Raw genomic sequence first — 26,604 nt, forward strand, 5'->3', positions numbered from 1 at the left:
AAAAACGACCATACCGTGATGCTAGAAGTGTTACCTATGTCCCCGAACACCCGTTACCCATGTCCCCGGTCCATACAAACGCGCGCAACCCATCAAGCAGCATAGGCCTAGCGAAGATTGTTCCTATATAGAGGCCATCACAAGAAAACCGGATAGGAACCGTCGCAAGAAAACCGTTGCGCTGCACGATGGGTTGCGCGCGTTCGACGTCTGCTTGCTATGTTGCGGTTTCGCGCGCTTCACCCATCCTACACCTCGTCGACGGCGTTTCCCACGTAGGATGGGTGAAGCGCGAAGACACACGTCAGAAGGAAAATAAAGCGGAACGCGCGGAACCCATCAAGCAGCCTCGCCCGCATCCACCGCCGCCAAAATCTTCCCAAACAGCGCATCAGCGTGTGCCGAATTCAACCAGCGCACGATAACCACCATCTTGCGCTCCGGTTCCACCCACGTGAACGAGCTGCCCGCGCCCACGCCGAAGAAGCTGGAAGCCGGCACGCTGGGAAACACGCGGCCTTCGTGGTTCAGCCAGATCAGATAACCGTAATACGGCGCAATCTCGCAGGGCGTACGCATCGCCTGAATCCATTCACCCGACAGAATCTGTTTTCCATTTGCGGCCTGCCCGTCATTCAACAGCATTTGACCAATCAGCGCCTGATCGCGCGCGCTGATGGACATGCCGCCGCCCCAGTGCGAACCGCCCGGCACCGACGGCATGCGTTGGCCGTCGATCTCGACCCAGGCGGTGTCGTAGCCCACCCATTGCCAATCTTCGCTGGCGCCGATGGGGCGCGTGACGGCTTCGCGAAAGACCTCGGGCAAGGGTTTGCGGAACAGGTGCAACAGCGCATACGACAACTGGTTGATGCGGACGTCGTTGTATTCCCAATACGTGCCAGGCTGCTGCAAGGGCCGCGCATCGCCCTTCTTGCCGTCGGGCGGCACGCCGAAGGTGACGGCGCGATAGCGGTCTGCCTGGTCCGACACGCCAAAGCGTTCGCCTTCCCATTCGCTTGTCTGCTGCAACAGATGGCGCCAGGTGATGTCGGCGTTCTGGCCTTCGTCAAAGCCGATGCCCGGCACGCGCTTGCCCACGGGCTCGTCCACGTCGGGCAACAGGCCGCGGTCATGCGCCACGCCGGCCAGAATGGCCAGGTACAGCTTGGCCACGCTGAAGGTCAGATCGGCGCGCTCGGGCTCACCCCAGGATGCCACCGTCTTGCCGTCCACCACCACCACGCCCGACACCGGGCCACGATCGTGAATGGGGCCCAGCAGGCGGTTCCAGGGCGGCGGGTCGTTCAGGTGCACGCCAAAGTTGCCCTTGACGCTGCGGTCCCAGGTGGATTCGTGTTCATTGGCGAATTCAATCGCCTGCTGCATAAGCGTGTTCATGGTTTCCCTTCGTGTTGTCTTTGTCTTGCTTGATCTTCAGACCGCCGCCGCGCCCTCGGGCGTGCGCGCCAGAAATTCCATCGCGGCCTGCACGCCGCCGGAACGATGCGGCACGCCCGCGGCGGCCAATCCCATTTCGACGCCGGCCAGCGTGCCGCACAGCGTCAAGTCGTTGAAGTGGCCCAGGTGGCCGATGCGGAAAATGCGGTCAGACAATTTCCCCAGACCCTGCCCAAGCGACATATCGAAGCGTTCCAGAATAAGCTTGCGCAGCGCATCGGCGCTATGCCCCTCGGGCATCATCACTGCGGTCAACGCGGGGCTATGCGCGGCCGGATCCAGGCTCAGCAGTTCCAGCCCCCAACCCGCCACGGCCAGGCGGGTTGCGCGCGCGTGGCGTTCATGGCGCGCGAACACAGCGGGCAAGCCTTCGGCTTGCAACATGGCCAACGCTTCATGCAGGCCGTACAGCAGATTGGTCGACGGCGTATACGGGAAATAGCCCTTGGCGTTGGCCGTCAGCATTTCGCCCCAGTCCCAATACGAACGCGGCAGACGCGCGCTATCGGCTGCCGCCAGCGCACGCGCGCTGACGGCGTTGAACGCCAGGCCCGGCGGCAGCATCAAGCCCTTTTGCGAGCCGGCCACGGTGACGTCCACGCCCCATTCGTCGTGGCGGTAATCAATCGAACCCAAGGAAGAAATCGTGTCCACCATCAGCAGCGCGGGGTGCGCGGCGCGGTCGATCGCGGCACGCACGGCGGCGATGTTGCTGGTGACGCCGGTAGACGTTTCGTTATGCACCACGCACACGGCCTTGATGCGATGCTGCGTGTCTTCGGCCAGGCGCGCGCCGATCACGGCGGCGTCAACGGGATGGCGCCAGTCGCCTTCCACGTAATCCACCTCCAGCCCCAGCCGCCCTGCCAGCTTCTTCCACAGGCTGGCAAAGTGCCCGGTTTCCACCATCAGCACGCGGTCGCCGGGCGACAGCGTATTGACCAGCGCCGCTTCCCAGGCGCCCGTGCCCGACGACGGAAAAATCACCACCGGCGATTGCGTCTGGAAGACCTGCTTCGCGCCTTCCAGCACGGCGAGGCCCAGCGCACCGAACTCGGGTCCGCGATGGTCGATGGTGGGTTGATCAATGGCGCGCAAGACGCGGTCGGGCACATTGGTTGGCCCCGGAATCTGCAAGAAGTGCCGGCCGGACAGATGGGTGTTCAGGGTAAGCATGCGTAGCCCCAGGGTGGAATTTTTTGTATACCAGTGAAAGAAGCACGGCGCTTAACACGGCGTTTGAAACGGCCGGGGCCGAGCACGCGGACTTGCAGCATGCGCCACTCTATCCCATTGTTTTTGCATCGATAACCTAGGGTATACACCCATGATTGAAGTCGCGGCGACGGGTTTATAGTGCAAAAAAACACGGGGAAATGTTGGTATACCAATGAGCAGCAATCCTAGCCTGATGCCGGATTTGGCCAGGTCGGCACGCGCCGATTCCGCCATGCCCGACGCGTTGCCAAACGCCGCCGCGCCACGCGCCGCCGGCAACGGCCGCACGCTGCCCGGCACGGTTGCCAGCGCGCTGCGCGAACGCATCATCCAAGGTGAATTCCCCCCCGGTTCCCGCTTGAACGAACGCGCCTTGTGCGACTTGCTGGGCGTGTCACGCACCCCCTTGCGTGAAGCCTTCCGCGTGCTGGCGGCCGAAGGCCTGGTGCAGATAGAACCCAACCGCGGCGCGCAAGTGGTGGCGCTGTCTGAAGCGAACATCCGCGAGGCCTTCGAAGTGATCGGCGGCCTGGAAGCCATGTCTTGCCGGCTGGCGTGTGAACGCGCCACCGACCTTGAAATTGCCGAGATCCGCGCGCTGACCTACGAGATGATGGCCAGCCACGCGCGCCACGACCTGCCTACCTACTTCCACACGAACCGCGAGATCCACGAACGCATCAGCCTGGCTTCGCACAACAGCCTGCTAAAGCAGTTGTACGAAGCGCAGAACGCGCGCATCCAGAACCTGCGTTTCGTGTCGAACGAGAACCGCCAGAAGTGGGACTTGGCCATGCGTGAACACATCGAGATGGCCGAGGCCCTGGACGCGCGCGACGCGGACAGGCTGGCGGGCATCATGCGGCAGCACTTGCAGCGCAAGTGCGAGGCCGCGCTGAAAAGCCTGAACCCCGATGCGGCGCCCCCGCCCGCGCAATCGTCCAAATCTGGTTGAGCCTGCCCTCCCGGCGCAAGGACGATAACGATAAAAACAGGGCGGCGCGACCCGGAGCGAGACGTTGGATACGCAGTACTTGTAGTGCCTTCCACAGGAGCCTTCACCATGGCTGATAGTCGCTTCACACCGCAGCACCCTGCCTTTGCCCCCGTCTTGCGCGCCCGCCGCATCACCCCGATGCGCGCGGTTGCCGCCGCCCTCCTGGCCTGCGCCACGCTTGCCGCTCAGCCCGCGCTGGCCGGCAAGAAGGACGACACCTTGCGCATGGCCTATGACCAGGCGCCGGAAAGCGTGGACCCGTACTTCAACAATGTGCGGATCGGCGTCATCATTGCCGCCAACGTCTGGGACACGCTGCTCTACCACGACCCCGTCTCCAACGAGTACCGGGGGCAACTGGCCAAGAGCTGGAAGCAGATCGATGACAAGACGATGGAATTCGAGCTGCGCCAAGGCGTGAAATTCCATAACGGCGAAGAGTTCGATGCGGACTCCGTCGTGTACACGCTGAACTATGTGGCAGACCCGAAGAACAAGGCCGTCACGCAGCAAAACGTGTCGTGGATCGACAAGGTCGAAAAAATCGACAAGTACAAGGTGCGCCTGACCACCAAGGCGCCCTTCCCCGCCGCCAAGGAATACCTGTCCACCACCGTGGCCATCCACCCGGCCAAGTACTACAAGGAAGTCGGCCCCCAGGGCATGAACGCCAAGCCGGTGGGCTCTGGCCCGTACAAGGTGGTGGACTACCAGCCGGGCAAGTCCATCACGCTGGAACGCAACACCGAGTACTTCAAGGATTCGCCCAAGGCGCAGCCGAAGATCGGCAAGGTCGTCATCCGCTTCATTCCTGACCGCCAGACGCAGATGGCTGAAGTCATCTCGGGTGGCGAAGACCTGATCATGAGCGTGCCCAAGGACCAGGCCGAACAGCTGGGCCAGATGCCGAACCTGCAGATGGTCACCGGCAACACCATGCGCATCGTGTTCATGCAGATGAACATCAAGGAAGGCACGCCCGCGCCGCAACTGAAAGACGAGCGCGTGCGCAAGGCCATCATCCACGCGATCGACCGCGAATCCATGCTGAAGAACATCGTGGGTGAAGGCGGCGGGCTCATCAACACCATCTGCACGCCCTCGCAAGTGGGTTGCACACAAGATGGCGCGCCCACCTACAAGTACGACCCGGCGCTGTCCAAGAAGCTGCTGGCCGAAGCGGGCTACCCCGACGGTTTCGACATCGACATCGTGGCCTATCGCGAGCGCAACCAGACCGAAGCCATCATCAATTACCTGCGCGCCGTGGGCATCCGCGCCAAGCTGAACTTTTTGCAGTACGCCGCCATGCGCGACATGATCCGCGCCAACAAGGCGTCGCTGACGCACCAGACCTGGGGCTCCAACCTGGTCAACGACGTGTCGGCGTCCACGCCCGTGTACTTCGCCTTCGGCAACGACGACATCACCCGCGACCCCAAGGTGCGCGACCTGCTCAACAAGGGTGACCACACCATCGAGGCCAAGCCGCGCAAAGCGGCCTACAAGGAAGCGCTGGATTTGATTGCGGAGAAGGCGTATGCGGTGCCGCTGTGGACGCTGCCCGCCTACTACGTTGCCACCAAGGACGTGAACTTCAAGCCCTATTCGGACGAACTCGTCCGCTTCTGGGACATGAGCTGGAAGTAAGGCGCAGGCTTGGCGCCGGGCGTGCGTAATGCGCGCCCGGCGTGCTGACACGTTAGAGGAAGTCCTATGCTGTATTTCACGATCAGGCGTCTGGGCCTGGCAGCGCTGGTGGCGCTGACCGTATCGGTCCTGGCGTTCCTGCTGCTGCACCTGTCGGGCGACCCCGCCCTGGCCCTGGCGGGCGAAGGCGCGCGCCAGGCCGACATCGACATGATCCGCAAGACCTACGGGCTGGACCGGCCGCTGGTGGTGCAGTATGCCGATTGGCTCTGGCATATTGCGCAAGGCGATTTCGGTACGTCTGTGTACTTCAAGACCGACGCCGGCCCGCTGATTTGGTCCAAGCTCAAGACCACCTTGATGCTGGGCATGGGCGCGCTGGGCTTCGCGCTGTTTATCTCGATTCCGCTGGGCGTGCTGGCCGCCATCTACAAAGGCAGCGTGATCGACCGCGCCTGTCTGGCCATCGCGGTGCTGGGCCAGGCGCTGCCGAATTTCTTTTTCGCGCTGATCCTGATCATGCTGTTCTCGATCTCGCTGCGCATCCTGCCGGTATCGGGCAGCGGCACCTGGCAGCACTTCGTGATGCCCGCCATTGCGCTGGGCTACTACGTGGCGCCCGCCTTCATGCGGCTGATACGCGCCGGCATGATCGAGGTGCTAGGCGCCGACTACATCCGCACCGCGCGCGCCAAGGGCCTGCCGGCCCGCAAGATCATCTTCAAGCACGCGCTGCGCAACGCCATCGTGCCCGTGGTGGCGCTTGCCGCCGTGCAGTTGGGCTACCTGCTGGGCGGCTCGGTCGTCATTGAAACCATCTTCGCGCTGGACGGGCTGGGCTACCTGGCCTACCAAAGCATTACGTACAAGGACTTTCCGGTGATGCAGCTGATCGTGCTGCTGCTGTCCGTGCTGTATGTGCTGCTGACGCTTGCCGCCGATATCGCCAACGCGTGGCTAGATCCGCGCATCCGGGTGTCCTGACATGACTACGCCTATCCTCACCCCTTCCGTTCCCGGCGCGCCCGCTCCCGCCGCGATGGAGCTGTCCGCGTCCACCTTGCGCTGGCGCCGACTGCGCCGCAACAAGGCCTTGCTGGCGGGCGGCGGCATCCTGCTGATCATTGTGCTGATTGCACTACTGGCGCCGTGGATCTCGCCGCACGACCCCTACTTCCAGGACCTGGCCTACCGAACCGCGCCGCCCGTCTGGTACGAAAAAGGCACCTGGCTGCATCCGCTGGGTACCGATCAGTTGGGCCGCGACTATATGTCGCGCCTGTTCTACGGCGCCCGCATCTCGCTGTTGATCGGCATCAGCGTGGCGCTGATTTCGGGAATCATCGGCACCGCCATGGGCATGGCCGCCGGGTACTTCGGCGGCAAGGTCGACATGGCCGTGTCGTTCCTGATCACAACGCGTTTGTCGATGCCTGTGATTCTGGTGGCGCTGGCTACCGTGGCCATCGTGGGCGGCTCACTGTGGGTCGTCATCCTGGTGCTGGGCCTGCTGAAATGGGACCGCTACGCCGTCGTCATGCGCAGCGCCACGCAGCAGGTGCGGTCGTTGGAATACGTGGCGGCGGCGCAGGCCGCGGGCGCGTCCACCTGGCGCATCGTGTGGGGCGAAGTGCTGCCCAATGTGGTGCCGCAACTGATCGTGATTGCCACGCTGGAAGCCGCCAGCGCCATTCTGCTGGAGGCCTCGCTGTCGTTCCTGGGCCTGGGCGTGCAGCCGCCGCTGCCGTCCTGGGGGCTGATGATTTCGGAAGCCAAGGCCTATATGTTCTTCTCGTTCTGGCTGATCGCCATTCCGGGGTCTGCGTTGGCGCTGCTGATCTTCGCGATCAATCTGGCTGGCGACGGGCTGCATCAACTGCTGACGCCTGAAGAGAGGGCCTGACCATGAACGACAAAGAAATTGTTCTGGACGTGCAAGGGCTGACGGTGGACATCGCCACGCCGCGCGGGCCGCTGCACGCGGTGCGCGACGTGTCGTTCCAGGTCAGGCGCGGTGAAACGCTGTGCCTGGTGGGCGAATCGGGCTGCGGAAAATCGATGACCTCACTGGCCATCATGGGCTTGCTGCCCAAGGCCGCCAAGCGCAGCACGCGCCGCCTGGCGGTGCTGGGCGAAGACCTGTCCGCCGCGCGCGGCCGCCGCATCAATGCGCTGCGCGGCAGCAAGATGGCGATGATCTTCCAGGAACCCATGACGGCGCTGAACCCGGCCTACGCCATTGGCGAGCAACTGACCGAGCACTACATTCACCACCGCCACGCCAGCCAGCAGCAGGCGCGCGACCGCGCCGTGGAACTGCTGGAAAAAGTGGGCATTGCCTCGGCCGGACAGCGCCTGACGCAGTATCCGCATCAGTTGTCGGGCGGCCTGCGCCAGCGCGTGATGATCGCGATGGCGCTGATGTGCGGCCCGGAATTGCTGATCGCCGACGAGCCCAGCACCGCGCTGGACGTCACCATCCAGGCGCAGATTTTGCGCTTGCTGGCCGACCTGCAAGCCGAGCTGGGCATTGCGATGGTGCTGATCACCCATGACCTGGGCGTGGTGGCGCGCATTGCGCAGCAGGTGGCGGTGATGTATGCCGGGCAGATCGTCGAGGAAGGCCCGGTGAAAGACATCTTTGCCACGCCGCGTCATCCGTACACGCAAGGGCTGCTGGGCTGTATTCCCGTGCCCGGCCGCACCCCGCCCGGCGAATCGCTGGGCACGATACCCGGCGTGGTGCCGTCGCTGGTGGGCGACTTGCGCGGCTGCGCCTTCGCCGACCGCTGCCAGTATGTGCAGCCGCAATGCCGCGACACGGTTCCCGTGTACGGCCACCCGCCGCACCAGCAATGGCGCTGCATCCGCCAAGAAGAAGGAGTTCCGGCATGAGCGCGCTCTTGCAAGCTGAAGCCGTCAGTCGGCAGTTTTCGATCCGCTCGGGCATGTTCCGCCCACGCAGTACCTTGCACGCCGTCAATGGGGTGGACCTGGCGGTGGAACGCGGCGCGGTGCTGGGCATCGTGGGCGAATCAGGCTGCGGAAAATCCACGCTGGCGCGCATGCTGCTGGGGCTGACGCCGCCCAGCGCGGGCGTGATCAAGCTGGAAGGGCAAGACATCCGCCAGATGGACCGGCGTGCGCTGGCCCGCCGCGTGCAGCCGATTTTTCAGGATCCGTATTCGTCCTTGAACCCGCGCCGTTCCATCGCGTCCATCGTGTCGCTTCCGCTGGAGGTGCACGGCATCCCCAACCCCAAGCTACACAAGGCCATTGAAATGCTGGAACGCGTGGGCCTGCCGCCGCGCCTGGCGCACAACACGCCGGGGCAGTTGTCGGGCGGGCAACGGCAACGCGTGGCGATTGCGCGGGCGCTGGTCATGAACCCCGAGATCGTCATCTGCGACGAACCGACGTCCGCGCTGGATGTGTCGGTGCAGGCGCAGATCATGAACCTGCTGATGGACCTGCGCCGCGAATTCAACCTGACCTATGTCTTCATCAGCCACAACCTGGCGGTGGTGGAGCACATTGCCACGCACGTGGCCGTGATGTATCTGGGCCGCGTGGTGGAATCCGCCGACACCGCCAAACTGTTCCACGACCCGCGCCACCCGTACACGCAGGCCTTGCTGGCGTCGGTGCTGACGCCCGAGCCCGGGCTGGGCATACCTGACATGGGCTTGGGGCTGTCGTTTCCCGACCCGCTAAACCCGCCGCCGGGCTGCCCCTTTCACCCACGCTGCCAGTACGCGATGGCGCAATGCAAGACCGAACGGCCGGCATTGACCTTGCGCGACGAATCCGTGGTGGCCTGCCATCTGTACCCCGCCGTGTCTTCCCCCGTTTCCCCTACCCTGACCGGAGTCCAACCATCATGAGCCGCGAGCAAGCCATCGCCCAGGCGGAACACTGTTTTGATTCTGGCGCCTTCCGCGCGCTGCTGGCGCGCCGGCTGGCGCTGCCCACGGAAAGCCAGAACCCGGAACGCGCCGCCGTGCTGGCGGACTACCTGGAATCGGAAATCCGCCCCGCGTTCGAGGCGCTGGGTTTCACCTGCCGCACCTTGACGCATCCCAAGGCGCTGGCGCCTTTCCTTTATGCCGAACGGATTGAAGACGCGAGCCTGCCCACCGTGCTGGGCTACGGGCATGGCGACGTCATCCGGGGCTTGGAAAAGGAATGGAAGGAAGGCTTGTCGCCGTGGACGCTGACCGAGGCCGAAGGCCGCTGGTACGGCCGTGGCATCGCCGACAACAAGGGGCAGCACACCATCAACATGGAAGCGTTGCGGCTGGTACTGGAAACGCGCGGCAAGCTGGGCTTCAACGCCAAGTATTTAATTGAAATGGGCGAAGAGACCGGGTCGATGGGTTTGCGGGAACTGTGCGCCGAGCATCGCGACATGCTGGCGGCCGACCTGCTGATCGCGTCCGACGGCCCGCGCCTGGCGCCCCAACGGCCCACCATCTTTCTGGGCGCGCGCGGCAGCCTGAACTTTGATCTGTCGATCGAGGCGCGTGCGGGCGGGCACCATTCGGGCAATTGGGGCGGGCTGATTTCCAACCCCGGCATTCAGTTGGCGCATGCCATTTCCACGATTGTGTCGCCCACCGGCCAGATCCGTATCAAGGAATGGGTGCCCGCGGAATTGCCCGACGCCGTGCGCCGCGCGCTGGCAGATTGCCAGGTGGATGGCGGCACGGACGGCCCCGAGATTGAACCGGAATGGGGCGAACCCGGCCTGTCGCCGGCGGAACGGGTTTTTGGCTGGTGCTCGTTTGAAGTGCTGGCGTATAAAACCGGCAACCCGGAAACGCCTGTCAACGCGATCCCACCGCGTGCATGGGCGCGTTGCCAACTGCGCTTCGTGGTGGGCGTGGACCCGGACGATCTTATTCCCGCGCTGCGCCGCCATCTGGATCGCGAGGGCTTTCCGATGGTGAAGATTGCGCTGACGCGCGAATCCATGTTCCGCGCCACACGCATTGATCCCGACGACGCCTGGGTGCGCTGGGCGGTGGATTCGCTGGAACGCACGTCGGGGCAGAAGACGGCGCTGCTGCCGAATTTGGGCGGGTCATTGCCGAATGATATTTTCACGGACGTGCTGGGCCTGCGCACGATATGGGTCCCGCATTCGTATCCTGGATGTTCGCAGCACGCGCCGAATGAGCACCTGCCGCCGGAGTTGCTGCGGCAAGCGCTGGGGTTGATGACGGGCTTGTATTGGGATTTGGGCGCGGGGGGAACGCCGGCGGTATCTCGGGAGAAGGATGCTTGATGGTTGCACGCGTTGCGCTACACCCATCCTACGGTGCCGCTTCGTAGGATGGGTGTAGCGCGCGAAGGTCGAAAAAAGAAACCCGATTCCTTTCGCGCGAAACCCATCATGCAGCCTATGCGTTGTGGCAGATGTCGTGTCGAACTCAACCGTTGCTTGATGGGTTTCGCGCGTTGCGTGTCGGCGCTTTTTTCACCGACATGCCGCGCTACACCCATCCTACGGTGCCGCTTCGTAGGATGGGTGTAGCGCGCGAAGGTCGGAAAAAGAAACCCGATTCCTTTCGCGCGAAACCCATCATGCAGCCGCTGCGTTGTGGCAGACGTCGTGTCGAACTCAACCGTTGCTTGATGGGTTTCGCGCGTTGCGTGTCGACGCTTTTTTCACCGACATGCCGCGCTACACCCATCCTACGGTGCCGCTTCGTAGGATGGGTGTAGCGCGCGAAGGTCGGAAAAAGAAACCCGATTCCTTTCGCGCGAAACCCATCATGCAGCCGCTGCGTTGTGGCGAACGTCGTGTCGAACTCAACCGTTGCTTGATGGGTTTCGCGCGGTCGATTTTTGTGTTCTTGCGATGGCCTTGGCGCGCTACACCCATCCTACGCACCACCCGAATTGGTTCTCAACAGACAGAGAAAATTCGACATTAGCCCGCTTCTGCTGTCAAATGCCCGCACTGTGCATTTAAAACCAGGAAACGTGCTTTGTCCTATTGCCGTTGGACCGTTACCGCAGCGCTACTATTTGCTTGCGGCGCAAGCCTTGCATCCCCCACCGTGATCCCCGTCAAGATCGCCGATGATCTCGGCGTGCCGTTTATCAGGGTGACGCTTGGCACGGTCAAGACGGATTTGATGCTGGACACGGGCGGTCAGATTGGCATCACCGTGCCCGAAACCCTGATCACCCCCGAGACCGGGGTGTTCCTGACGGGCAGGCAAGAACGCCGGACCGACGTGACCGGGAAAATCTTCCAGGTGCGGCAATTGATTGCCCCCGACGTCTATCTGGACACCGCAAAACTCGGTCCCGTCGCGGGCGCCCTGCATTACGACTGGGGGCTGCGCATCAACGATGACGACCGCATGCCCGCGCCAGAATCGTTGAACGCTGGCGTCATCGGACTGGGCGCCCTGTCCTCGCGCAACATGCTGCTGGATATGGCGCAGCAACGCCTGCTGTTGTACGAACGCGGTGGCATGGAGCGCCCGGACCTGTCTTCCTGGCAGCACGTTCCGTTTGTCTACGACGACGAGGGAATCGTGATCACGCTACACGCCGATGGCATCCCGATACGCTTCTCGCTGGACACCGGCGCCAGCACGTCGATACTGCGCGACGACGCAGCTATCTTCACCCAGCGGCCGTCGCCCTGCGCCGGCAAACAAGCCGAGGACACGCACTGCGGCATCTGGCGGCTGACGCGTCCCGAATCTAACGGTATGCCGCTGGAGGACCTGGACGTTCTCGTCGTCCCCATGGCAGGCGTGCCATTCGACGGATTGATTGGCATGGATTTCCTGCGCAGCCACAAGGTGTTCATCGACTTCGACACGCAGACCCTGCACATCCAGGCCACGCCCGACACGAATGTGTCCGGCTGACCGCGCGGGCAATGGCCCAAAAAAGCCTCCGTCTACGAGGCTTGTCGTTGAGGGTGGCGGATGCCATCCAGCAGCAGGTCTGTGATGAACTCCGCTAGCGCCTGTTGCTGCGCCGCGTCCGGCATCTGGCGGGTGAAGCGCTCGATGATGCCCATCAGCGACTGCGCAAACCAGTCCGCCGAAATCTCCGGGCGAAACAAACCCGCCTGCTGTTCGGCGCGAATGTTGTCAGCGATCATCGCCACCAGTTCGTCCTTCAACGCTTCGGCCGCCGCCACTTGAAAGAAGCCGATGCGGGTCAGGTTGGGGTCTTCTTGCAAGATCGCCAGCAGGCCCAGGATGCCGCCACGAATGCGATCAACCAGTTCGGCACCATCCAGACCTGCCGGCACACGCGCCTGGCTGATCGCCTGGCGCAAGCGCTGCGCGAACATGCCGACCAGCTCGTCGTAGGCCGCTTGCTTGCTTGAGAAGTATTGATAAAAGACAGGCTGCGTCACGCCGGCCCGGGCAACGATGTCGCTGATCCGGGTGTGCTGAAATCCGCGTTCGGCGAACTCCGCGGCGGCAACTTGCAAAAGCTGTAAGCGGGTGCGTTCACCTTTGGTGAGACGCTTGTCTTGCGATAAAGAAGGGGGTCGTGCCGTCATCATCGCGAGAAAGTACCCTGCTTCATGGCTTTGCGCTACTAGTTCGCATGGCCTTCCCGCAACGCAATGTCACGGTATTTCAGGGCTTTCCAAGGGGCGCGCCCAAACGCTTACAAATTACTGAAACAAAGCCGTCGCAATTTCCCGACAAGTGCCGATTCTTATGCGTCCCAATACGTTCCCCAGCCGCGTTGAAACCCCTTGAAGTCACTTGAAATGCCGGTAGCTTTTGCAACAACTCTTGATGCCTGCGCAGCAGTAAAGTAGCGCTATCGCCTTGGCGCATTTCAAATATGCCCGTGCCAGGCGGACAGGAGCAAGATCATGAAACGGTTTACAGGCCGGCTGATTGCCGTGACGGTGGCGCTTGCCGTTGCGGGTGCGCCCGCGATGGCGGGCGGTCGTGGCGGTGGGTGGGGCGGCGGCGGTTACCACGGTGGCTATTACAACGGCGGTGGCTATCACCACCATGGCGGCGGCAGCAGTTCGGACGGTTGGTGGATAGGCGGCGCCTTTGCGCTGGCCGCCGTTGGCCTATTGCTGGCGGCGAACTCTGGCCCCAGTTATGCGCAGACCAGCGTCTACGCCTCGCCGGGCATTGCCTACACGAGCCCGCCGATCTATGCCGCGCCCGTCTATGACGCGCCGCCTGTGTATGCCGAGCCGTCCGTTGCCTATGCGCAACCGCAATCGCAGCTTGAATCGCAGCCGCAATACGCGCCCGTGCAGTACGAGGCCGCGCCCAAGGTCAGCGCCGCCCAGGCCAGCGCCACCGCCGATTGCCAGCGTTGGGCCATGAATCAAAGCGGCTATAACCCGGCCACCATTTCGCAATGGACGACGCAAGTGATGGTGGATTCGTACAACCATTCGCTGGATTCGTGCATGACCAGCCGGGGTTACCGAAGTCAATAAAGCGTGTCAGCGCGCACGTTGCCGCCAACCGCGCCACGCCAGCGCCAGCCCGGCGATCAGCGATGCCGTCGCCGGCAACACCCAGACAAAGCCTGACGACGTATAGACCACTTGGTCCACGGGATCGTAATCGCGACCTAATTCGTTGAAGTCCCACTTCCAATAGAACGCATACCAGGCGTAGTAGAAGAAGGCGGACAGCCCCAGGCACAGTACGGCGCCGACGCGCGCCCGCCACGGGTGGCGCGCGGCGCCCTTCCCGCCCGATCGCCTTGCAACGCGTGCCCCCCAGGCCGCAATGGCCAGCAGCGCCAACACCACGGCTCCCGCGCTAATCCACATCTTGCGCCTCCAACGCTGCCAGGCAAGCGTCGGCCTCGGCCCATTGCTTTTCGCTGAAGACCTGCACGCCGGCGCCGATCAGCAATTCGGCCGTGATGCCCACGCCCTTTTTTCGCTGACCCGAGTAATGGCCGTCATACACATAGCCGCTGCCACACGACGGGCTGCCTTCTTTCAGCACCGCGATGCGAATGCCGCGCTGTCGCGCCACGGACAAGGCCGCATGGCCGCCTTGCACGAATGGCTGGGTGACGTCGTCTCCTGTCACGGCAATCACGCGCGCGCCGCCGGCCAACACATCGGCGGCCCGCTTGCCCGGCTCGATCTCGGCGGGCGGGCGCGGGGTAGCCATGCCGCCCGCGACTTCGGGACACACCGCCACCACCCGCCCTTCCTCGCGCCAGCGAGCCAGGACGGCGTCATCGATGGGCACCGCGCGTCCGTCATAGCGCACGGGGTTGCCTAACAGGCAGGAGCTGATCAACACGTATTGCATAGCGACATCAAACTGGGCTGGGCTTGGAAATTAGCAGCCCTGAATCATAGACCAGCAAGCACGCGCGTCAGTCACGCCCCGACATCAACGCGTGTATCCACGCCCGCAAGCCAGGGTCACGCAGTTCCAACACGTCGAACAAACCCAGCGCGCGCAGGGCCGGCAGCGCATCTTGAATGTCGCGCCGCGCTGCGGCCACCGCCTCTGGCGATGCATTGGCATCGGTGCATACGCGCGCGTTCGCCAGAAACGCACCCACGGTGCCCTTGCGCACCGGCACGCCGTTGAATTCACTGTGGTTCATGCCGTCCGGCAATATGTCTTTGGCTTGCATGCTTGGCTCCTGATAGTGAGGCACAAGCGTTACGATAGCGGCATCACGTTGGCGTTACTGCGGGGTTTTGGCCAATGAATACCGTGTTTCTGCCATCGTCGCCTGCCACCTGTTGATATGACGACTCCCTTGCTGCCCCCCGAACAGGCCCAATCGACTCGCGGCCCGGCGCTGATCGCCGTGCGCCGCGACGACGGCCTGCTGCGCGACACCGCCATGCACCAGCATGCGCGCGGCCAATTGCTGGGCGCCTATCGAGGCTTGCTGACGGTGTATGCGGGCGCGCGGCAATGGGTGGTGCCGGCCGCCCATGCCGTGTGGATTCCGCCCGACCAGCCCCATGGGTTGAGGTCGCATGGGCCGTACGCGGGCTATAGCGCCTACCTGAGTCCTGCGGCCTGCGCGGGCTTGCCCACCACTGCCCATGTGCTGCAAACATCAGCCTTGCTGCTGGCTGCCGTGGACCGCGCCGCATCGTGGAATGGCAATGAGACCGTCGCCGCGCGCATCCGCGTGCAAGAACTGATTCGGGACGAAATACGCACACTACCCTCGACAGGCCAGGCGCTGATTCTGCCTGACGACCCACGCTTGCAACGGCTGGCGGTATCTATTTCGGATCACCCCTCGGACACCCGGTCATTGGATGCCTGGGCGGCGCAGGTCGGCATGGCGCCGCGCACTTTGGCGCGCCGTTTCCTGGCGGAAACCGGCCTGCCCCTGGGCGCATGGCGGCAGCAGGCCCGCCTGATGCGGGCGCAGGAGATGCTGGCGGCGGGGAGTGCCGTGACGACGGTGGCGTTGGAACTGGGCTACGACAACATCAGCGCATTCATCGCCATGTTCAAACGCGAAGTCGGAATCACGCCGGGCCGCTTTCGCGGCCCGGTGCTGTAAACCCGATCAGGATTCCTTGGCCGCCGTCTTGCGAGGGCTGCGGGTACGCGACGCGGTCTTGCGGGCAGGCTTGGCAGGCGCCTCGGCCTGCGGTTCAGCAGCCGGTGCCGATGCCGCCGCTTCGGTTGCCGACGGTTTCGTTGCCGTCGCTCCCCTAGCCGTCGACTTGGTCGCCACCGATTCCGTTGTCACGGCCGGGGCAGCGCGACCCGCGTCCGATTCGCCCGACTTGGCCTTCGTGGTCTTGCTGGCGGCACGGGCGCGCTTGGCCGGGGCTGCCGGAGCAGGTTCCGCCGCCGGCCTGGCGTTTGCGCCTGCGAACGGGTCGGCCACTTTGGCGGGCGCCTTGTCGGCTGCCTCGCGGCGCGTCTCCGCGGGGGGCTCAACGAACGTCCATTCCGCGATATTCACGGCAGGCAGCGGCTGGCGCGCTTGCGGCAAGGGCGTCGGCATGGGCGGCAGGCGCGACGGCTGGACAGGCTTGGGCGCTTGAGCGCGCGCCAGGGCATCCGCGCGCATGGACTCCAGTTTGGCGACTTCCCGAGCAAGCGCCTTGGCGGTTTCCTCGTCGGCCTCGGCTTGCTTGTCGACCTGGGCTTGCTGGTTCGCCTGGCGTTCGGCCTGGGCTGCGCCCTGGAACGATACGGGCGGCGTAGTGGCTGCCGTAGTGGCCGGCGCAGTGGCCGGCGTAAATGCGCCCTCTTGAGTCCGCTCTTGGGTCCGCTCTTGGGTCCGCCGCTCTCGGGTCCGCTCTTGCGCCCGATCCTGCACACCCTCGGGTGCTGCGACCAGATCCGCCACCTGCGCGTCCGGCGCAGCGTCAGACGGCGCGGCGACCGCCGCTTCGCCCGCGCCTTGCTCAACCGCGTGGTTGGCGCCTCGGCCGGATCCGCCCGACTTGCGGCCACCGCGCGATCTACGGGCAGGCCGGGAGCTGGTTTCTTCCTGCTCCGCGCCAGCTTGGGTATCGTCAACATCCACCTGCGCCGCCTCGGCCGACTGTCGGCCCTGCCCGGAACGAGACCTACCCTGGCCGCCCGCGCGGTTCACTTCCGGCGCGCCATCAATGCTGTCGCGATACACATAGGTGCCAGACTTCTCTTCGCGGCCCACTTCCAGGAAGCCGCGCGACTGGGCTTCGTCCAGCAGGTTGCCGAAGGCGCGAAAGCCGTAGTACGACTCGTTGAAATCCGGCTTGCGGCGCTTCAACGCATCTTTCAATGCCGACGCCCAGATCTTGCCGCTGTCGCCGCGTTCGGCCATCAGCGCCTCGAAGGTCTCGACGACCATGTCCACGGCCTGGGTCTTGCGCGCTTCCAGTTCTTCCTTGCGGCGGCGTTCTTCGTCCGGCGTGCGGCGCTGGCCGGTGCCGGCAGCGGCGCCGCCACGGTTGTCGCGGCGGGCGTCGGCGGTGCGCTGGCCTTCGCGCGCCAGGTCGTCATAGAAGATGAATTCGTCGCAGTTGGCAATCAGCAGGTCGGACGTGGATTGCTTCACGCCGACGCCGATCACCTTCTTGTTGTTCTCGCGCAGCTTGGACACCAGGGGCGAAAAGTCGGAATCGCCGCTGATGATCACGAAGGTATTGACGTGCGACTTGGTATAGCAGAAGTCCAGCGCGTCCACGACCAGCCGGATGTCGGCCGAATTCTTGCCCGATTGGCGCACGTGCGGAATTTCGATCAGCTCGAAATTGGCCTCGTGCATGGGGGCCTTGAATTCCTTGTAGCGTTCCCAGTCGCAATAGGCTTTCTTGACGACGATGCTGCCCTTGAGCAACAGGCGTTCCAGCACGGGCCGGATGTCGAATTTCTGGTATTTGGTGTCCCGCACACCCAGCGCCACGTTCTCGAAGTCGCAGAAAAGCGCCATGCTGACGTTTTCGTTGGGGGTAGTCATATTCTTCTCCAAAGCGAGGCGGCCACGTACTTCGGGCCGCCAGATAGCGCTCATGATATACATATCCGGCTTTGGTCCCCCATCCCTACCTGAGCAGCCGCACAATTTCACCCGCGCGGCGGCATGACCTGGCCCCGTTTCTGACGCCCCCGACCGCCTTCCTGACGACTTGCCTAAGCCGGCGCTTACCGGCCCTTTCGCCCCGCTTTCCGGCGGATTGACTTGGGCGCGCGCTGGCTAGAATTCCCGAAAATCCGGCATTCCGGCTCGGCGTGCCATCCCCTTCGGGCAAGATCCATGAATCCGTCTACCCTCATCGGCGCCGCCGTCGGCCTGCTTACCCTTGTTATCGTCGTGGCGCTGTCCGCCACCAACGCCAGCATGTACGTCAACCTGCCGGGTCTGGCCATTGTGCTGGGCGGCACCTGCGCCGCGCTGTTCATCGCCTACCCGCTGTCGGAAGTGCTGCGGATCTTCAAGCTGGTCCGCACGGTGTTCCGTAATGATCAGCACGACCAGCAGCGCGACATCGAAGAACTGGCGACGATGGCGCAACTGTGGATGAACACCGACGTCCACAAGGTCGAGCAGGAACTCAAGAAGGTGTCGAACCCCTTCCTGCGCACCGGCGTGCAGTTGATCATCGACAACACGCCCGAAGACCAGATCATTGAAGTGCTGCAATGGCGCGTGGCGCGACTGCGCGCCCGCGAGCAGGCCGAAGCGCAGATGTTCCGCGTCATGGCCACGTTCGCACCGGCCTTCGGCATGCTGGGCACGCTGATCGCCTTGATCAACATGATGGCGGTGCTGGGCGACGGCAGCATGACCACAATCGGCCAGCACCTGGCCGTGGGTCTGATGACCACGTTCTACGGCATTTTGCTGGCCAACCTGATCTGCAAGCCGATCGCGCTGAAGCTTGAACGCCGCACCGCGCGCCGCGTGGAATCCATGAACATGGTGCTGCAAGGCATTTCGATGATGTGCGAAAAGCGCGGCCCGGCCGTGGTGCGCGAAACGCTGAATTCCTTCGTGCTGCACATCGAAGACGAAATCTACGACGGCGGCGTGGCGGCCGCGCCCGCGTCCAAAGCCAAGGCGGCCGCGCCGGCCAAGGGCCCCGCGAAGGGCGGCCAGGCTGGCGTCAACGCCCCCGTCTCCATCAGCCGCCCAGCCGCCACGCGTCAATGAGCCTGATTTCCCCTTCCCTGGCGCAGCGGATCGAACTGGCCCGCCAGGCCCAACTGCGCGCCCAGAAAGCCGCGGACACGAACGCCTGGCGTCCCAGCAAGACCGACCGCAAGGACCGCTACGCCCGCTGGCACGTCGAAGAAACGGTGGAGCAGGACGCCGAGAACTGGCTGCTGAGCTACCTGGACCTGATCACCCTGCTGCTGGCGATGCTGGTCGTGATGCTGGCGGTGTCGCGCCTGCATGGCCTGGGCGCTGAAGCCTCTGACAAACCCATCGAACTGGTCGGCACGCTGGCGACCGCCGGCTTGCCCAAGTACGACGGTGAATATTCGGAGTTCGACGCCGTCGCCATCCCCGCCAGTTGGGCCGAACCGCCCGCGCCCCCGGCAGCCGCCGTCCAGAGCGCCGAGGCCGCGCCGGTCGAAGACGGCGTGAAGGTGGCCGACGCCGCCCCGCCGCTGGTCGCGCCGTCCAAGGAATCCCTGGGACTGGACGACCTGGGCAAGTCGGTGGATGTGATCATCAACGAACAATCCGTGAGCTTTCGGATCAGCAACGAATTGCTGTTCCCCTCGGGTCAGGCCACCCTCAGCCCGTCCGGCCTGGACGTGATCAAGCGCCTGGCGACCATTCTGAACAAGAACGGGCACCCGGTGTCCGTGGAAGGCCACAGCGACCCGGTGCCGATCCAGACGCGCCAGTTCGCCTCTAACTGGGAACTGTCGACCAGCCGCGCCACCAGCGTGCTGCGTGAACTGGTGCGCGACGGCGTGTCCCCCGACCGCCTGCGCGCGGTGGGCTATGCGGAAACGCGCCCGATCGAATCCAACGACACCCCGGCCGGCCGGGCCGCCAACCGCCGTGTCGAGCTGATCATGGACATCGCGCCGAAACAGGCGCCCACGAAGAAGGCGCAGGCGCCCGCCGAGCCGTCGACGCCCCAGGCGGACACGGCACCGGCGCGGTCCTGAGCGGGCAACCCCGCAACGCTGAGTGCGGGCGACATCACAACAATCAGCACGAGGCTTGTGTCGCCCCAGGGTGGATAAAGGCGTCACGGTCAGGCTGGCGGGGTGCTGGGCAAGGGCGGTAAGCTTCGCCCAATTGCCCCACCGCTCGAACCAGGAAACGCCATGTCCTATATGTTGTTGATCGTTGAACCGGTAGGCCAGCGCGCCCAGCGCACGCCGGACGAAGGCCGCGAGGCCTATGCGCAGATGGTGCGCTACGCCGAAGGCCTGAAAAGCCGTGGCCTGCTCGTCAGCGCCGAATCATTGAAATCGGAATCCGAAAGCGTCCGCCTGCAAATCCGCGACGGCGAACGGTCGCTAATGGACGGGCCATTCGCCGAAGCCAAGGAAATGATCGGCGGATTCTTTCTGTTGACCTGCGACACCCGCGAAGAGGCGCTGGCGCTAGCCGCCGAATGCCCCGCCGCCCAATGGGCAACCGTAGAAGTCCGCGAACTTGGGCCCTGCTTTATGTAGAAGCATGGCCGGCTCCTGGCCACCCACCGCAACGCGGGTTGCACAAGTGACGGCATATTCCTAGAATGCCTTCACTGAATGCATCGGGAGCACCCGCATCATGCCTATGTTGACCGTGAGAAATATCTCTGAAGAAGTGCACCGCGCCCTGCGCGTGCGCGCCGCCCAGCATGGCCGAAGCACCGAAGCCGAGGTCCGCGCCATTCTTGAAGACGCCGTCAAGCCTGAAGGGCGCGTCAAGCTGGGCTCGTTGCTTGCGCAGATCGGCCGCCAGGCCAAGCTCACCGACGAGGAAGCCGCCTTGTTCGACCAACGCGACAAGGCGCCCGCCGCCCCACCGAGGTTTGAATGATTCTGCTGGACACCAATGTCATCTCGGAGCCGCTGCGCCAGGCGCCCGCCGACGCCGTCATCGAATGGATAGACCGGCAGCCCCTGGAAACCTTGTTTCTTTCCGCCGTCACCGTCGCTGAATTGCGCTTTGGCGTGGCCTGCATGCCGGTGGGCAAACGGCGCGACGCCTTGCATGCAGACCTGGAACAGCGCGTCCTGGCCTTGTTTGCTGGGCGCATCCTGGCTTTCGATACCGCCGCCAGCCTGGAGTACGCCGCGCTGATGGCGCGTGCGCGGGCCTCGGGCCAGGCCATCGGCGGGCCAGATGGCTACATTGCCGCCACCGCCGCCGCGCACGGCATGAGCGTCGCGACCCGGGACGTGGCGCCCTTTGAAGCCGCCGGGGTTTCCGTCATCAACCCTTGGGGCGCGCATCCACCGCACTAGTAATTACCCTGGTTTCGCGACATTGCTGTCGATCTGACCGTCTTCCATTCGTCGTCCCCCTACAAGCCCCCGAAGATTCACCCCGGATCGGGCGGCGAAGTCCCAATCCAAGGAGAGACTCGGATGCGTTTCATGATGATTGTGCGGGCCACGCCCGATAGCGAAGCCGGCCTGATGCCGGACGACAGCCTGCTTGCCGCGATGGCGACCTACCACGAAGCGCTGGTCAAGGCCGGCGTGCTGCTGGACGCCAATGGCTTGAAGCCCACGTCTCAAGGCTGGCGCGTGCAATACGCGGACGGCCAACGCCAGGTGGTGGACGGTCCTTTCGCGGAAACCAAGGAACTGATCGCGGGCTACACCCTGATTCAGGTGCGCTCGCGCGAAGAAGCCATGCAATGGGCGATGCGCTTTCCGCAACCCTTCCCCGGCCAAAACTGCGCCATCGAAGTGCGCCAGTTGTACGAACTGGACGACTTCGAACCCAGCCAGCAAGTGGAACGCTTTCGCGACATGCCCAGCGCCAGCCACTGATATTCAGGAGACAAGGCCATGCACAAGCAGATTTTCGTCAACATCGCCATCAACGATATGCAGAAGTCGCAGGACTTCTTCAAAAAGCTGGGTTTCACCTTCAACCCCGATTTCACCAACGAGCAAGGCGCCTGCATGGTCATCAGCGATGACATCTACGCCATGCTGCTGACGCGTGACTTCTTCCAGGGCTTTACCGGCAAACCGCTGGTGGACGCCAAAGAGGCAACCGAAGTCCTGATCTGCCTGTCTTGCGAAAGCCGCGCCGAAGTCGACGATCTGGTCGCCCGCGCGCGGGCCGCCGGCGGCGCCGTGCCGCGCGAGCCGCAAGACCACGGCTTCATGTACGCGCACGGCTTCGAAGACCTGGACGGCCACATCTGGGAACTGGTCCACATGGCGCCCGGCGAGGTTCCCGCGGCATGACGCAGGCGGCCACGCATCGAGCCATCGAGGCGGTCTGGCGGATCGAGGCCGCCAGCGTCATCGCTGGCGTCGCGCGCCTGGTGCGCGACGTCGGGCTGGCCGAAGAACTGGCGCAGGATGCGCTGGTGACCGCCCTGGAACGCTGGCCGCAGACCGGCGTGCCGGACAACCCGGGAGCCTGGCTGATGACCACCGCAAAGAACCGTGCCCGCGACCGCTTGCGGCTGGATGCGCTGCACACCCGCAAGCACGAGCAGATCGGCCACGAACTTGAAGCCTTGCACGCGGACGTAGAGCCCGACTTTGTCGACGCGCTGGACGCCGCACGGCAGGACGACATCGGCGACGACCTGCTGCGCCTGGTGTTCACCGCCTGCCATCCGGTGCTGTCCACCGATGCCCGGGTGGCGCTCACGCTGCGCCTGCTGGGCGGGCTGTCCACCGCCGAGATCGCCCGTGCGTTTCTGGCATCGGAATCCACCATTGCCCAGCGCATCGTGCGCGCCAAGCGCAGCTTGACCGCCGCGAATGTGCCGTTTGAAGTGCCCGATGCCAAGGACCGCGCCGCGCGCCTGGCGTCGGTGCTGGAAGTCATCTACCTGATCTTCAATGAAGGTTATTCGGCGACCTCGGGCGACGACTGGATGCGCCCGGCGCTGTGCGACGAAGCCCTGCGGCTGGGCCGCATCCTGGCCGAACTCACGCCGGACGATGCGGAAGTGCACGGTCTGGTGGCGCTGATGGAACTGCAAGCCTCGCGCCTGCATGCGCGCACGGATGCCGACGGCAAACCGGTGCTGCTGATGGACCAGGACCGCAGCCGCTGGGCCCCCTTGCTGATCCGGCGCGGCTTGGCCGCGTTGACCCGCGCCGCCGCGCTAGGCGGGCCGCCTGGCCCCTATGTCTTGCAAGCTGAACTGGCCGCCTGCCACGCGCGCGCGGCCACGCCGCCCGACACCGACTGGCCACGCATCGTGGCGCTTTACGACGCGCTGGTGCAATTGACGCCCTCGCCCGTGGTGGCGTTGAACCGCGCGGTGGCCGTGGGTATGGCGTTCGGGCCGCAGGCGGGCTTGGACCTGGTCGACGCGCTGGCAAGCGAGCCCGCCCTGGCCAACTACCACTGGCTGCCCAGCGTGCGCGGCGACCTGCTGGCCAAGCTGGGGCGCAACGCCGAAGCACGTACAGAATTCGAGCGCGCGGCCGGCATGACCCGCAACGCCCGCGAACGCGAACTGCTGTTGGCGCGCGCCCAGGCGATGCAGGCGTAGGTGGTTTAAATTCCACGCATGGGTTCCCTGCCTGCCGCCTTATCCGATTCCGACGCCGATGCCGGCGCTTCCGTCTTGACGGGCGTGCCGGCGGCGTTCGACCATCCCAACGACCGCGCCGAATTTCGCCGCGCGGCGCATCAGCCCGGCGTGGAGCTGTACCGCGCCCACATCATCCGCCACGCCTTCGAACCGCACACGCACGAAGCCTATGGCCTGGGCGCCATCGAATCCGGCGTCGAACGGTTTCGCTATCGGGGCGCCGATCACCTGGCGCCGTCCGGCTCGGTCGTGCTGATGAACCCCGACGAACTGCACACCGGCCGCGCCGAAACGGAAGGCGGCTGGCGCTATCGCATGGTGTACATCGACCCCGACGTGGTGGCGCGTGTATCAGGCGAAGCCGGGTGGTGGTTCGACACGGCCGTCGGCCATGACGTCGCCAGCGCACAGCGCGTCACCGCCCTGCTCGACTCCTTGTGGCAGGCGCGTGAACCCCTAGCCTTCGACAGCGCACTCTACACGCTGCTCAGCGAATTCCGCCGCCACGCCCAGGTGCCGCGCGATGCGCCGCCCGAGGGCGCGCCGCGTTTTGCGCCGGTCGTCGACTACCTGCGCGCGAACCTGTCGCGCCGCCTCACGCTGGATGAACTGGCGGCGGTGGCGGGGCTGAGCCCCTTTCATTTCCTGCGGCGCTTTCAGTCGCACTACCACGCCACGCCCCAGCAGATGCTGATGGCCTTGCGGCTGTTTGAAGCCAAGCGGCTGTTGGCTGCGGGCATCCCGCCCGCTCAGGCGGCGCTGGCGGCCGGCCTGACCGACCAGGCGCACCTGACGCGGGCGTTTTCGCGCCGCTACGGCGTCACGCCCGCCCGCTATCAGAAGCAGGTGCGTGGGTAGGCTCACCACACCGCAATCTGGTACAAGAATCGCCCCGCTCGCGCCGCTAGACTGCCCGCATCGATACGCAGGAGCATGGCATGTGGGCAGGAACCCTTTACGCGCTGGCCGCTGGCTTGATGTGGGGGCTGGTGTTCGTGGGGCCGTTGTTGCTGCCGGAATACCCGGCCGCGCTGCAATCGGTGGCGCGCTACCTGGCGTTTGGCTTGATCGCGCTGCCGTTGGCGTGGCTGGACCGCAATCGGCTACGGCAGTTGCGCCGCGCCGACTGGATCGAGGCGCTGAAACTCGCCGCCATCGGCAACCTGCTGTACTACCTGTGCCTGGCCAGCGCCATCCAGCGCGCGGGCGGCCCCGTGCCCACGATGATCATCGGCACGCTGCCGGTGGTGATTGCCGTTTGCGCCAACCTGCGCAACGCGCGCCGCGACGGCAAGCTGCCATGGAAGCGGCTGGCGCCATCGCTGGCTCTGATTGCGCTGGGCATTGGCTGCGTCAACCAGGTAGAGCTGCAAGCGCTGCGTCAGGACGCGGACGCCGACTTATCGCGCTACGCCGTGGGCGCCCTGCTGGCGCTGGCCGCCGTCGCCTGCTGGACCTGGTATCCCCTGCGAAACGCCGACTGGCTGCGGGCGCACCCCGACCGCAGCCCCAGCACCTGGGCCACCGCGCAGGGCGTGGCCACCCTGCCGCTGGCGCTGGCGGGCTACGCCGTGCTCTGGGCAGGCATGGCCGCTACCGGCAGCCCGTTCGACATGCCGCTGGGACCGCGCCCCGACGTATTCCTGGGCCTGATGATCGCCATCGGCCTGTTCGCGTCCTGGCTGGGCACGCTGTGCTGGAACGAGGCCAGCCAACGCTTGCCCACCGCCCTGGCCGGCCAGCTTATCGTCTTTGAAACACTGGCCGCGCTGGCCTACGCCTTCATTCTGCGCGGCACCATGCCGCAACCGCTGACCTTGGTTGGCATCGCGTGCCTGATGGTGGGCGTGCTGCGCGCGGTGCGCGTCAAGCCGGTGCCGGTGCCCACGCCGCTATAGCCGGGCCGCCCGAACTCGCCGTAGACCGGCGGCAATCACCAAGCCCCCCAGCCCCGCCGCCAACACCACATACGACGCGGCCCCCCATCCGTAGCGGTCTATCACCCCGCCCACGGTGACCGGCCCGATCACCTGGCCCAGGTTGCTGCCCTGCATCACCAGCCCGACCGACGCCGCCGTCAGCGCGGGGCGTGGCGCGACCAGCGGCGCGGTGCCCAGCAACGTGGCGGGGATCAGGCCGCCCACCGCCGAGAACAGCACGCACAGCAGGAAGGTCGGCATGGCCGGCAACACGGATTGGAAGATCAGCAGTGCCACCAGGCCCATCGTGGCGCTGGCGCAGGCGATCAGGGTGGATCGCCGCCAGCCGCGCGCCAGCAGCACGCCCGCGCCCAGATTGCCGATGATGTTGGCGGCGCTGGCGATGGCGCTGTACAGGCCGGCTTGCGCCAGGGTCAGGCCCAGTTGTTCCATCAACAGCACCGGCAGGAATGTGAACAGCGCGAAGAACATCAGGCTGTAAAGCGTGAACGACAGGGCCAGCAATACCGGCCCGGCCGCGCCCAGCGTATCGACGGTGTCCTGCCGCAAGCCGCGCCAAGACAGCGATGCCGAGGCCGTGGATTCCCCCACGGGCACCAACGCCGCCACGCTTGCCAGCGCCACGGCCACCGCCGCGCCCGCGCACCACCAATAGGCCTGCCAGTGGTCAAACGCCTGCGAGGCCAGCATCGCGACGGCCATGCCGGTCGGCATGTAGCAGCTCCAGAGCGCAAAGGCGAAATCCCGGCCGGATGCCGACACCATGCGCTGCAAGGCTGCGGGGCCGGCCACGGTAATCATCAGGAAACCCAGGCCCTCGACCACGCGGGACGCCAGCAGCAGCCCGTAGCTGGGCGCCATGGCGCCCATGGCCGTGCCCAGCGCCGTGGCGAGCAAGCCCAGCAGCAGCATGCGCCGCGCGCCGAAACGCGCGATCACGCCGCCTGCGGCAATACCGCCCACCACGCCCAAAAGAGAAAACACCGCGGTCAGCGTGCCGATCGACGCCAGGTCCAGGCCCATGTCCTGGCGCAACAAGGGCGCGGCGATGATCACCTTGCCCACCTGCAACGACGCCACCACGCCGGCGCCCACAATAGCCAGCACCCCGGTCCAACGGGTTTCACCCTGATTCATTGCTGCCTCGATACCCATGCGATGGTCGCCAGCATGCC

30 protein-coding genes are annotated in these 26,604 nt (G+C 64.9%); 22 read left to right on the forward strand and 8 right to left on the reverse strand.

The genetic code is table 11. The features are described 5' to 3' along the window. Positions 1–339 precede the first annotated feature (339 nt). Together WBR68_RS20375 and WBR68_RS20380 are read right to left on the reverse strand one after the other, a co-directional pair. A complete protein-coding gene (locus tag WBR68_RS20375; protein ID WP_230695086.1) occupies positions 340–1,401 on the reverse strand; it encodes a serine hydrolase domain-containing protein in 1,062 nt (353 codons plus the stop codon). Positions 1,402–1,437: 36 nt separating this feature from the next. Then, positions 1,438–2,637, reverse strand: a complete 1,200-nt coding sequence (locus tag WBR68_RS20380) for a pyridoxal-phosphate-dependent aminotransferase family protein (RefSeq protein ID WP_050446614.1) — start codon at positions 2,635–2,637, stop codon at positions 1,438–1,440. Between the two features lie 274 nt (positions 2,638–2,911). Here WBR68_RS20380 and WBR68_RS20385 point away from each other — a divergent pair, with 274 nt between their 5' ends. The 10 genes from WBR68_RS20385 (at position 2,912) to WBR68_RS20420 (ending at position 12,219) form a co-directional block, all read left to right on the forward strand. Continuing rightward, on the forward strand, positions 2,912–3,634 hold the full coding sequence (locus tag WBR68_RS20385; RefSeq protein WP_370641258.1) for a GntR family transcriptional regulator: 723 nt from the start codon (positions 2,912–2,914) through the stop codon (positions 3,632–3,634). 108 nt (positions 3,635–3,742) lie between these two features. Continuing rightward, positions 3,743–5,326: an ABC transporter substrate-binding protein gene (locus tag WBR68_RS20390; RefSeq protein ID WP_230695088.1), complete on the forward strand. Its 1,584-nt coding sequence runs from the start codon at positions 3,743–3,745 to the stop codon at positions 5,324–5,326. A gap of 66 nt (positions 5,327–5,392) precedes the next feature. Next, on the forward strand, positions 5,393–6,310 hold the full coding sequence (locus tag WBR68_RS20395; protein WP_050446616.1) for an ABC transporter permease: 918 nt from the start codon (positions 5,393–5,395) through the stop codon (positions 6,308–6,310). A 1-nt stretch (position 6,311) separates the two neighbouring features. Continuing rightward, positions 6,312–7,229 (forward strand): ABC transporter permease, encoded by a 918-nt coding sequence (locus WBR68_RS20400; RefSeq protein WP_230695089.1) that lies wholly within the window; start codon positions 6,312–6,314, stop codon positions 7,227–7,229. A 2-nt stretch (positions 7,230–7,231) separates the two neighbouring features. Next, on the forward strand, positions 7,232–8,221 hold the full coding sequence (locus WBR68_RS20405) for an ABC transporter ATP-binding protein (RefSeq protein ID WP_230695090.1): 990 nt from the start codon (positions 7,232–7,234) through the stop codon (positions 8,219–8,221). Continuing rightward, entirely contained in the window at positions 8,218–9,210 is a 993-nt protein-coding gene (locus WBR68_RS20410; RefSeq protein ID WP_230695091.1) for an ABC transporter ATP-binding protein, read from the forward strand. The genes WBR68_RS20405 and WBR68_RS20410 overlap by 4 nt, the downstream gene beginning before the upstream one ends. Beyond that, the gene (locus WBR68_RS20415) at positions 9,207–10,613 is read left to right on the forward strand and encodes a M20 family metallopeptidase (RefSeq protein WP_127184751.1); all 1,407 of its coding nucleotides are present in this window, start codon (positions 9,207–9,209) and stop codon (positions 10,611–10,613) included. Before WBR68_RS20410 ends, WBR68_RS20415 begins: the two co-directional genes overlap by 4 nt. Before the next feature lie 85 nt (positions 10,614–10,698). After that, positions 10,699–10,773, forward strand: coding sequence for a hypothetical protein (locus WBR68_RS31505; protein ID WP_370641259.1), 75 nt, complete (start codon positions 10,699–10,701; stop codon positions 10,771–10,773). 116 nt (positions 10,774–10,889) lie between these two features. Then, entirely contained in the window at positions 10,890–10,964 is a 75-nt protein-coding gene (locus tag WBR68_RS31510; RefSeq protein WP_127186369.1) for a hypothetical protein, read from the forward strand. Positions 10,965–11,391: 427 nt separating this feature from the next. Further along, entirely contained in the window at positions 11,392–12,219 is an 828-nt protein-coding gene (locus WBR68_RS20420) for an aspartyl protease family protein (RefSeq protein ID WP_230695092.1), read from the forward strand. Between the two features lie 32 nt (positions 12,220–12,251). Here the strand turns inward: WBR68_RS20420 and WBR68_RS20425 are convergent, their stop codons facing one another. Then, positions 12,252–12,872, reverse strand: coding sequence for a TetR/AcrR family transcriptional regulator (locus WBR68_RS20425; protein WP_127184753.1), 621 nt, complete (start codon positions 12,870–12,872; stop codon positions 12,252–12,254). Between the two features lie 321 nt (positions 12,873–13,193). On the opposite strand from WBR68_RS20425, the gene WBR68_RS20430 reads away from it, so the two are divergent. Beyond that, positions 13,194–13,784, forward strand: coding sequence for a hypothetical protein (locus WBR68_RS20430; RefSeq protein WP_230695093.1), 591 nt, complete (start codon positions 13,194–13,196; stop codon positions 13,782–13,784). Positions 13,785–13,790: 6 nt separating this feature from the next. Here the strand turns inward: WBR68_RS20430 and WBR68_RS20435 are convergent, their stop codons facing one another. The 3 genes from WBR68_RS20435 to WBR68_RS20445 form a co-directional block, all read right to left on the reverse strand. Further along, a complete protein-coding gene (locus WBR68_RS20435) occupies positions 13,791–14,126 on the reverse strand; it encodes a hypothetical protein (RefSeq protein WP_230695094.1) in 336 nt (111 codons plus the stop codon). After that, entirely contained in the window at positions 14,116–14,622 is a 507-nt protein-coding gene (locus WBR68_RS20440) for a DUF523 domain-containing protein (protein ID WP_230695095.1), read from the reverse strand. Before WBR68_RS20440 ends, WBR68_RS20435 begins: the two co-directional genes overlap by 11 nt. Before the next feature lie 67 nt (positions 14,623–14,689). Further along, positions 14,690–14,956, reverse strand: a complete 267-nt coding sequence (locus WBR68_RS20445) for a hypothetical protein (protein ID WP_230695096.1) — start codon at positions 14,954–14,956, stop codon at positions 14,690–14,692. A gap of 117 nt (positions 14,957–15,073) precedes the next feature. Between WBR68_RS20445 and WBR68_RS20450 the strand changes: the two genes are divergently transcribed. After that, the gene (locus WBR68_RS20450; RefSeq protein WP_230695097.1) at positions 15,074–15,853 is read left to right on the forward strand and encodes an AraC family transcriptional regulator; all 780 of its coding nucleotides are present in this window, start codon (positions 15,074–15,076) and stop codon (positions 15,851–15,853) included. A 6-nt stretch (positions 15,854–15,859) separates the two neighbouring features. Here the strand turns inward: WBR68_RS20450 and WBR68_RS20455 are convergent, their stop codons facing one another. Further along, the gene (locus WBR68_RS20455) at positions 15,860–17,752 is read right to left on the reverse strand and encodes an NYN domain-containing protein (protein ID WP_230695098.1); all 1,893 of its coding nucleotides are present in this window, start codon (positions 17,750–17,752) and stop codon (positions 15,860–15,862) included. Positions 17,753–18,049: 297 nt separating this feature from the next. On the opposite strand from WBR68_RS20455, the gene WBR68_RS20460 reads away from it, so the two are divergent. The 10 genes from WBR68_RS20460 to WBR68_RS20505 all read left to right on the forward strand — a co-directional run bounded on the left by WBR68_RS20460 (position 18,050) and on the right by WBR68_RS20505 (position 25,387). Further along, positions 18,050–18,946 carry a motility protein A gene (locus tag WBR68_RS20460; RefSeq protein ID WP_230695099.1) on the forward strand — a complete coding sequence of 299 codons (897 nt, stop codon included), beginning with the start codon at positions 18,050–18,052 and terminating at the stop codon, positions 18,944–18,946. Next, positions 18,943–19,920, forward strand: a complete 978-nt coding sequence (locus tag WBR68_RS20465; protein ID WP_050446634.1) for an OmpA/MotB family protein — start codon at positions 18,943–18,945, stop codon at positions 19,918–19,920. The genes WBR68_RS20460 and WBR68_RS20465 overlap by 4 nt, the downstream gene beginning before the upstream one ends. A 162-nt stretch (positions 19,921–20,082) precedes the next feature. After that, complete coding sequence (locus WBR68_RS20470) at positions 20,083–20,436, forward strand: YciI family protein (RefSeq protein ID WP_050446635.1); 354 nt, start codon at positions 20,083–20,085, stop codon at positions 20,434–20,436. A gap of 100 nt (positions 20,437–20,536) precedes the next feature. Further along, on the forward strand, positions 20,537–20,788 hold the full coding sequence (locus WBR68_RS20475) for a FitA-like ribbon-helix-helix domain-containing protein (RefSeq protein ID WP_127184763.1): 252 nt from the start codon (positions 20,537–20,539) through the stop codon (positions 20,786–20,788). Beyond that, on the forward strand, positions 20,785–21,216 hold the full coding sequence (locus WBR68_RS20480; RefSeq protein WP_050446637.1) for a type II toxin-antitoxin system VapC family toxin: 432 nt from the start codon (positions 20,785–20,787) through the stop codon (positions 21,214–21,216). The genes WBR68_RS20475 and WBR68_RS20480 overlap by 4 nt, the downstream gene beginning before the upstream one ends. Positions 21,217–21,339: 123 nt before the next feature. Continuing rightward, the gene (locus tag WBR68_RS20485) at positions 21,340–21,750 is read left to right on the forward strand and encodes a YciI family protein (protein ID WP_050446638.1); all 411 of its coding nucleotides are present in this window, start codon (positions 21,340–21,342) and stop codon (positions 21,748–21,750) included. Positions 21,751–21,768: 18 nt separating this feature from the next. Continuing rightward, entirely contained in the window at positions 21,769–22,176 is a 408-nt protein-coding gene (locus WBR68_RS20490) for a VOC family protein (RefSeq protein WP_230695100.1), read from the forward strand. Next, the gene (locus WBR68_RS20495) at positions 22,173–23,447 is read left to right on the forward strand and encodes an RNA polymerase sigma factor (RefSeq protein WP_230695101.1); all 1,275 of its coding nucleotides are present in this window, start codon (positions 22,173–22,175) and stop codon (positions 23,445–23,447) included. The genes WBR68_RS20490 and WBR68_RS20495 overlap by 4 nt, the downstream gene beginning before the upstream one ends. 18 nt (positions 23,448–23,465) lie before the next feature. Beyond that, positions 23,466–24,347 (forward strand): AraC family transcriptional regulator, encoded by an 882-nt coding sequence (locus tag WBR68_RS20500; protein ID WP_230695102.1) that lies wholly within the window; start codon positions 23,466–23,468, stop codon positions 24,345–24,347. Positions 24,348–24,427: 80 nt separating this feature from the next. Then, on the forward strand, positions 24,428–25,387 hold the full coding sequence (locus WBR68_RS20505; RefSeq protein WP_230695103.1) for a DMT family transporter: 960 nt from the start codon (positions 24,428–24,430) through the stop codon (positions 25,385–25,387). On the opposite strand, the gene WBR68_RS20510 is transcribed toward WBR68_RS20505, so the two are convergent. Next, entirely contained in the window at positions 25,382–26,584 is a 1,203-nt protein-coding gene (locus tag WBR68_RS20510) for an MFS transporter (protein ID WP_230695104.1), read from the reverse strand. The genes WBR68_RS20505 and WBR68_RS20510 overlap by 6 nt on opposite strands. Between the last annotated feature and the right edge of the window lie 20 nt (positions 26,585–26,604).

The organism is Achromobacter sp. JD-1 (genome assembly GCF_038594925.1).
Lineage (GTDB): Bacteria > Pseudomonadota > Gammaproteobacteria > Burkholderiales > Burkholderiaceae_B > Achromobacter > Achromobacter spanius_C.

Bases quoted from the DNA above. Each gene is read 5' to 3' on its own strand.
- WBR68_RS20475 (WP_127184763.1), top strand. From the start codon at position 20,537: ATGCCTATGTTGACCGTGAGAAATATCTCTGAAGAAGTGCACCGCGCC.
- WBR68_RS20430 (WP_230695093.1), top strand. From the start codon at position 13,194: ATGAAACGGTTTACAGGCCGGCTGATTGCCGTGACGGTGGCGCTTGCC.
- WBR68_RS20470 (WP_050446635.1), top strand. From the start codon at position 20,083: ATGTCCTATATGTTGTTGATCGTTGAACCGGTAGGCCAGCGCGCCCAG.
- WBR68_RS20375 (WP_230695086.1), bottom strand. From the start codon at position 1,401: ATGAACACGCTTATGCAGCAGGCGATTGAATTCGCCAATGAACACGAA.
- WBR68_RS20425 (WP_127184753.1), bottom strand. From the start codon at position 12,872: ATGATGACGGCACGACCCCCTTCTTTATCGCAAGACAAGCGTCTCACC.
- WBR68_RS20385 (WP_370641258.1), top strand. From the start codon at position 2,912: ATGCCCGACGCGTTGCCAAACGCCGCCGCGCCACGCGCCGCCGGCAAC.
- WBR68_RS20390 (WP_230695088.1), top strand. From the start codon at position 3,743: ATGGCTGATAGTCGCTTCACACCGCAGCACCCTGCCTTTGCCCCCGTC.
- WBR68_RS20495 (WP_230695101.1), top strand. From the start codon at position 22,173: ATGACGCAGGCGGCCACGCATCGAGCCATCGAGGCGGTCTGGCGGATC.
- WBR68_RS20455 (WP_230695098.1), bottom strand. From the start codon at position 17,752: ATGACTACCCCCAACGAAAACGTCAGCATGGCGCTTTTCTGCGACTTC.
- WBR68_RS20410 (WP_230695091.1), top strand. From the start codon at position 8,218: ATGAGCGCGCTCTTGCAAGCTGAAGCCGTCAGTCGGCAGTTTTCGATC.
- WBR68_RS20415 (WP_127184751.1), top strand. From the start codon at position 9,207: ATGAGCCGCGAGCAAGCCATCGCCCAGGCGGAACACTGTTTTGATTCT.
- WBR68_RS20490 (WP_230695100.1), top strand. From the start codon at position 21,769: ATGCACAAGCAGATTTTCGTCAACATCGCCATCAACGATATGCAGAAG.
- WBR68_RS20460 (WP_230695099.1), top strand. From the start codon at position 18,050: ATGAATCCGTCTACCCTCATCGGCGCCGCCGTCGGCCTGCTTACCCTT.
- WBR68_RS20445 (WP_230695096.1), bottom strand. From the start codon at position 14,956: ATGCAAGCCAAAGACATATTGCCGGACGGCATGAACCACAGTGAATTC.
- WBR68_RS20400 (WP_230695089.1), top strand. From the start codon at position 6,312: ATGACTACGCCTATCCTCACCCCTTCCGTTCCCGGCGCGCCCGCTCCC.
- WBR68_RS20480 (WP_050446637.1), top strand. From the start codon at position 20,785: ATGATTCTGCTGGACACCAATGTCATCTCGGAGCCGCTGCGCCAGGCG.
- WBR68_RS20505 (WP_230695103.1), top strand. From the start codon at position 24,428: ATGTGGGCAGGAACCCTTTACGCGCTGGCCGCTGGCTTGATGTGGGGG.
- WBR68_RS20380 (WP_050446614.1), bottom strand. From the start codon at position 2,637: ATGCTTACCCTGAACACCCATCTGTCCGGCCGGCACTTCTTGCAGATT.
- WBR68_RS20485 (WP_050446638.1), top strand. From the start codon at position 21,340: ATGCGTTTCATGATGATTGTGCGGGCCACGCCCGATAGCGAAGCCGGC.
- WBR68_RS20465 (WP_050446634.1), top strand. From the start codon at position 18,943: ATGAGCCTGATTTCCCCTTCCCTGGCGCAGCGGATCGAACTGGCCCGC.
- WBR68_RS20395 (WP_050446616.1), top strand. From the start codon at position 5,393: ATGCTGTATTTCACGATCAGGCGTCTGGGCCTGGCAGCGCTGGTGGCG.
- WBR68_RS20435 (WP_230695094.1), bottom strand. From the start codon at position 14,126: ATGTGGATTAGCGCGGGAGCCGTGGTGTTGGCGCTGCTGGCCATTGCG.
- WBR68_RS20440 (WP_230695095.1), bottom strand. From the start codon at position 14,622: ATGCAATACGTGTTGATCAGCTCCTGCCTGTTAGGCAACCCCGTGCGC.
- WBR68_RS20500 (WP_230695102.1), top strand. From the start codon at position 23,466: ATGGGTTCCCTGCCTGCCGCCTTATCCGATTCCGACGCCGATGCCGGC.
- WBR68_RS20510 (WP_230695104.1), bottom strand. From the start codon at position 26,584: ATGGGTATCGAGGCAGCAATGAATCAGGGTGAAACCCGTTGGACCGGG.
- WBR68_RS20450 (WP_230695097.1), top strand. From the start codon at position 15,074: ATGACGACTCCCTTGCTGCCCCCCGAACAGGCCCAATCGACTCGCGGC.
- WBR68_RS20405 (WP_230695090.1), top strand. From the start codon at position 7,232: ATGAACGACAAAGAAATTGTTCTGGACGTGCAAGGGCTGACGGTGGAC.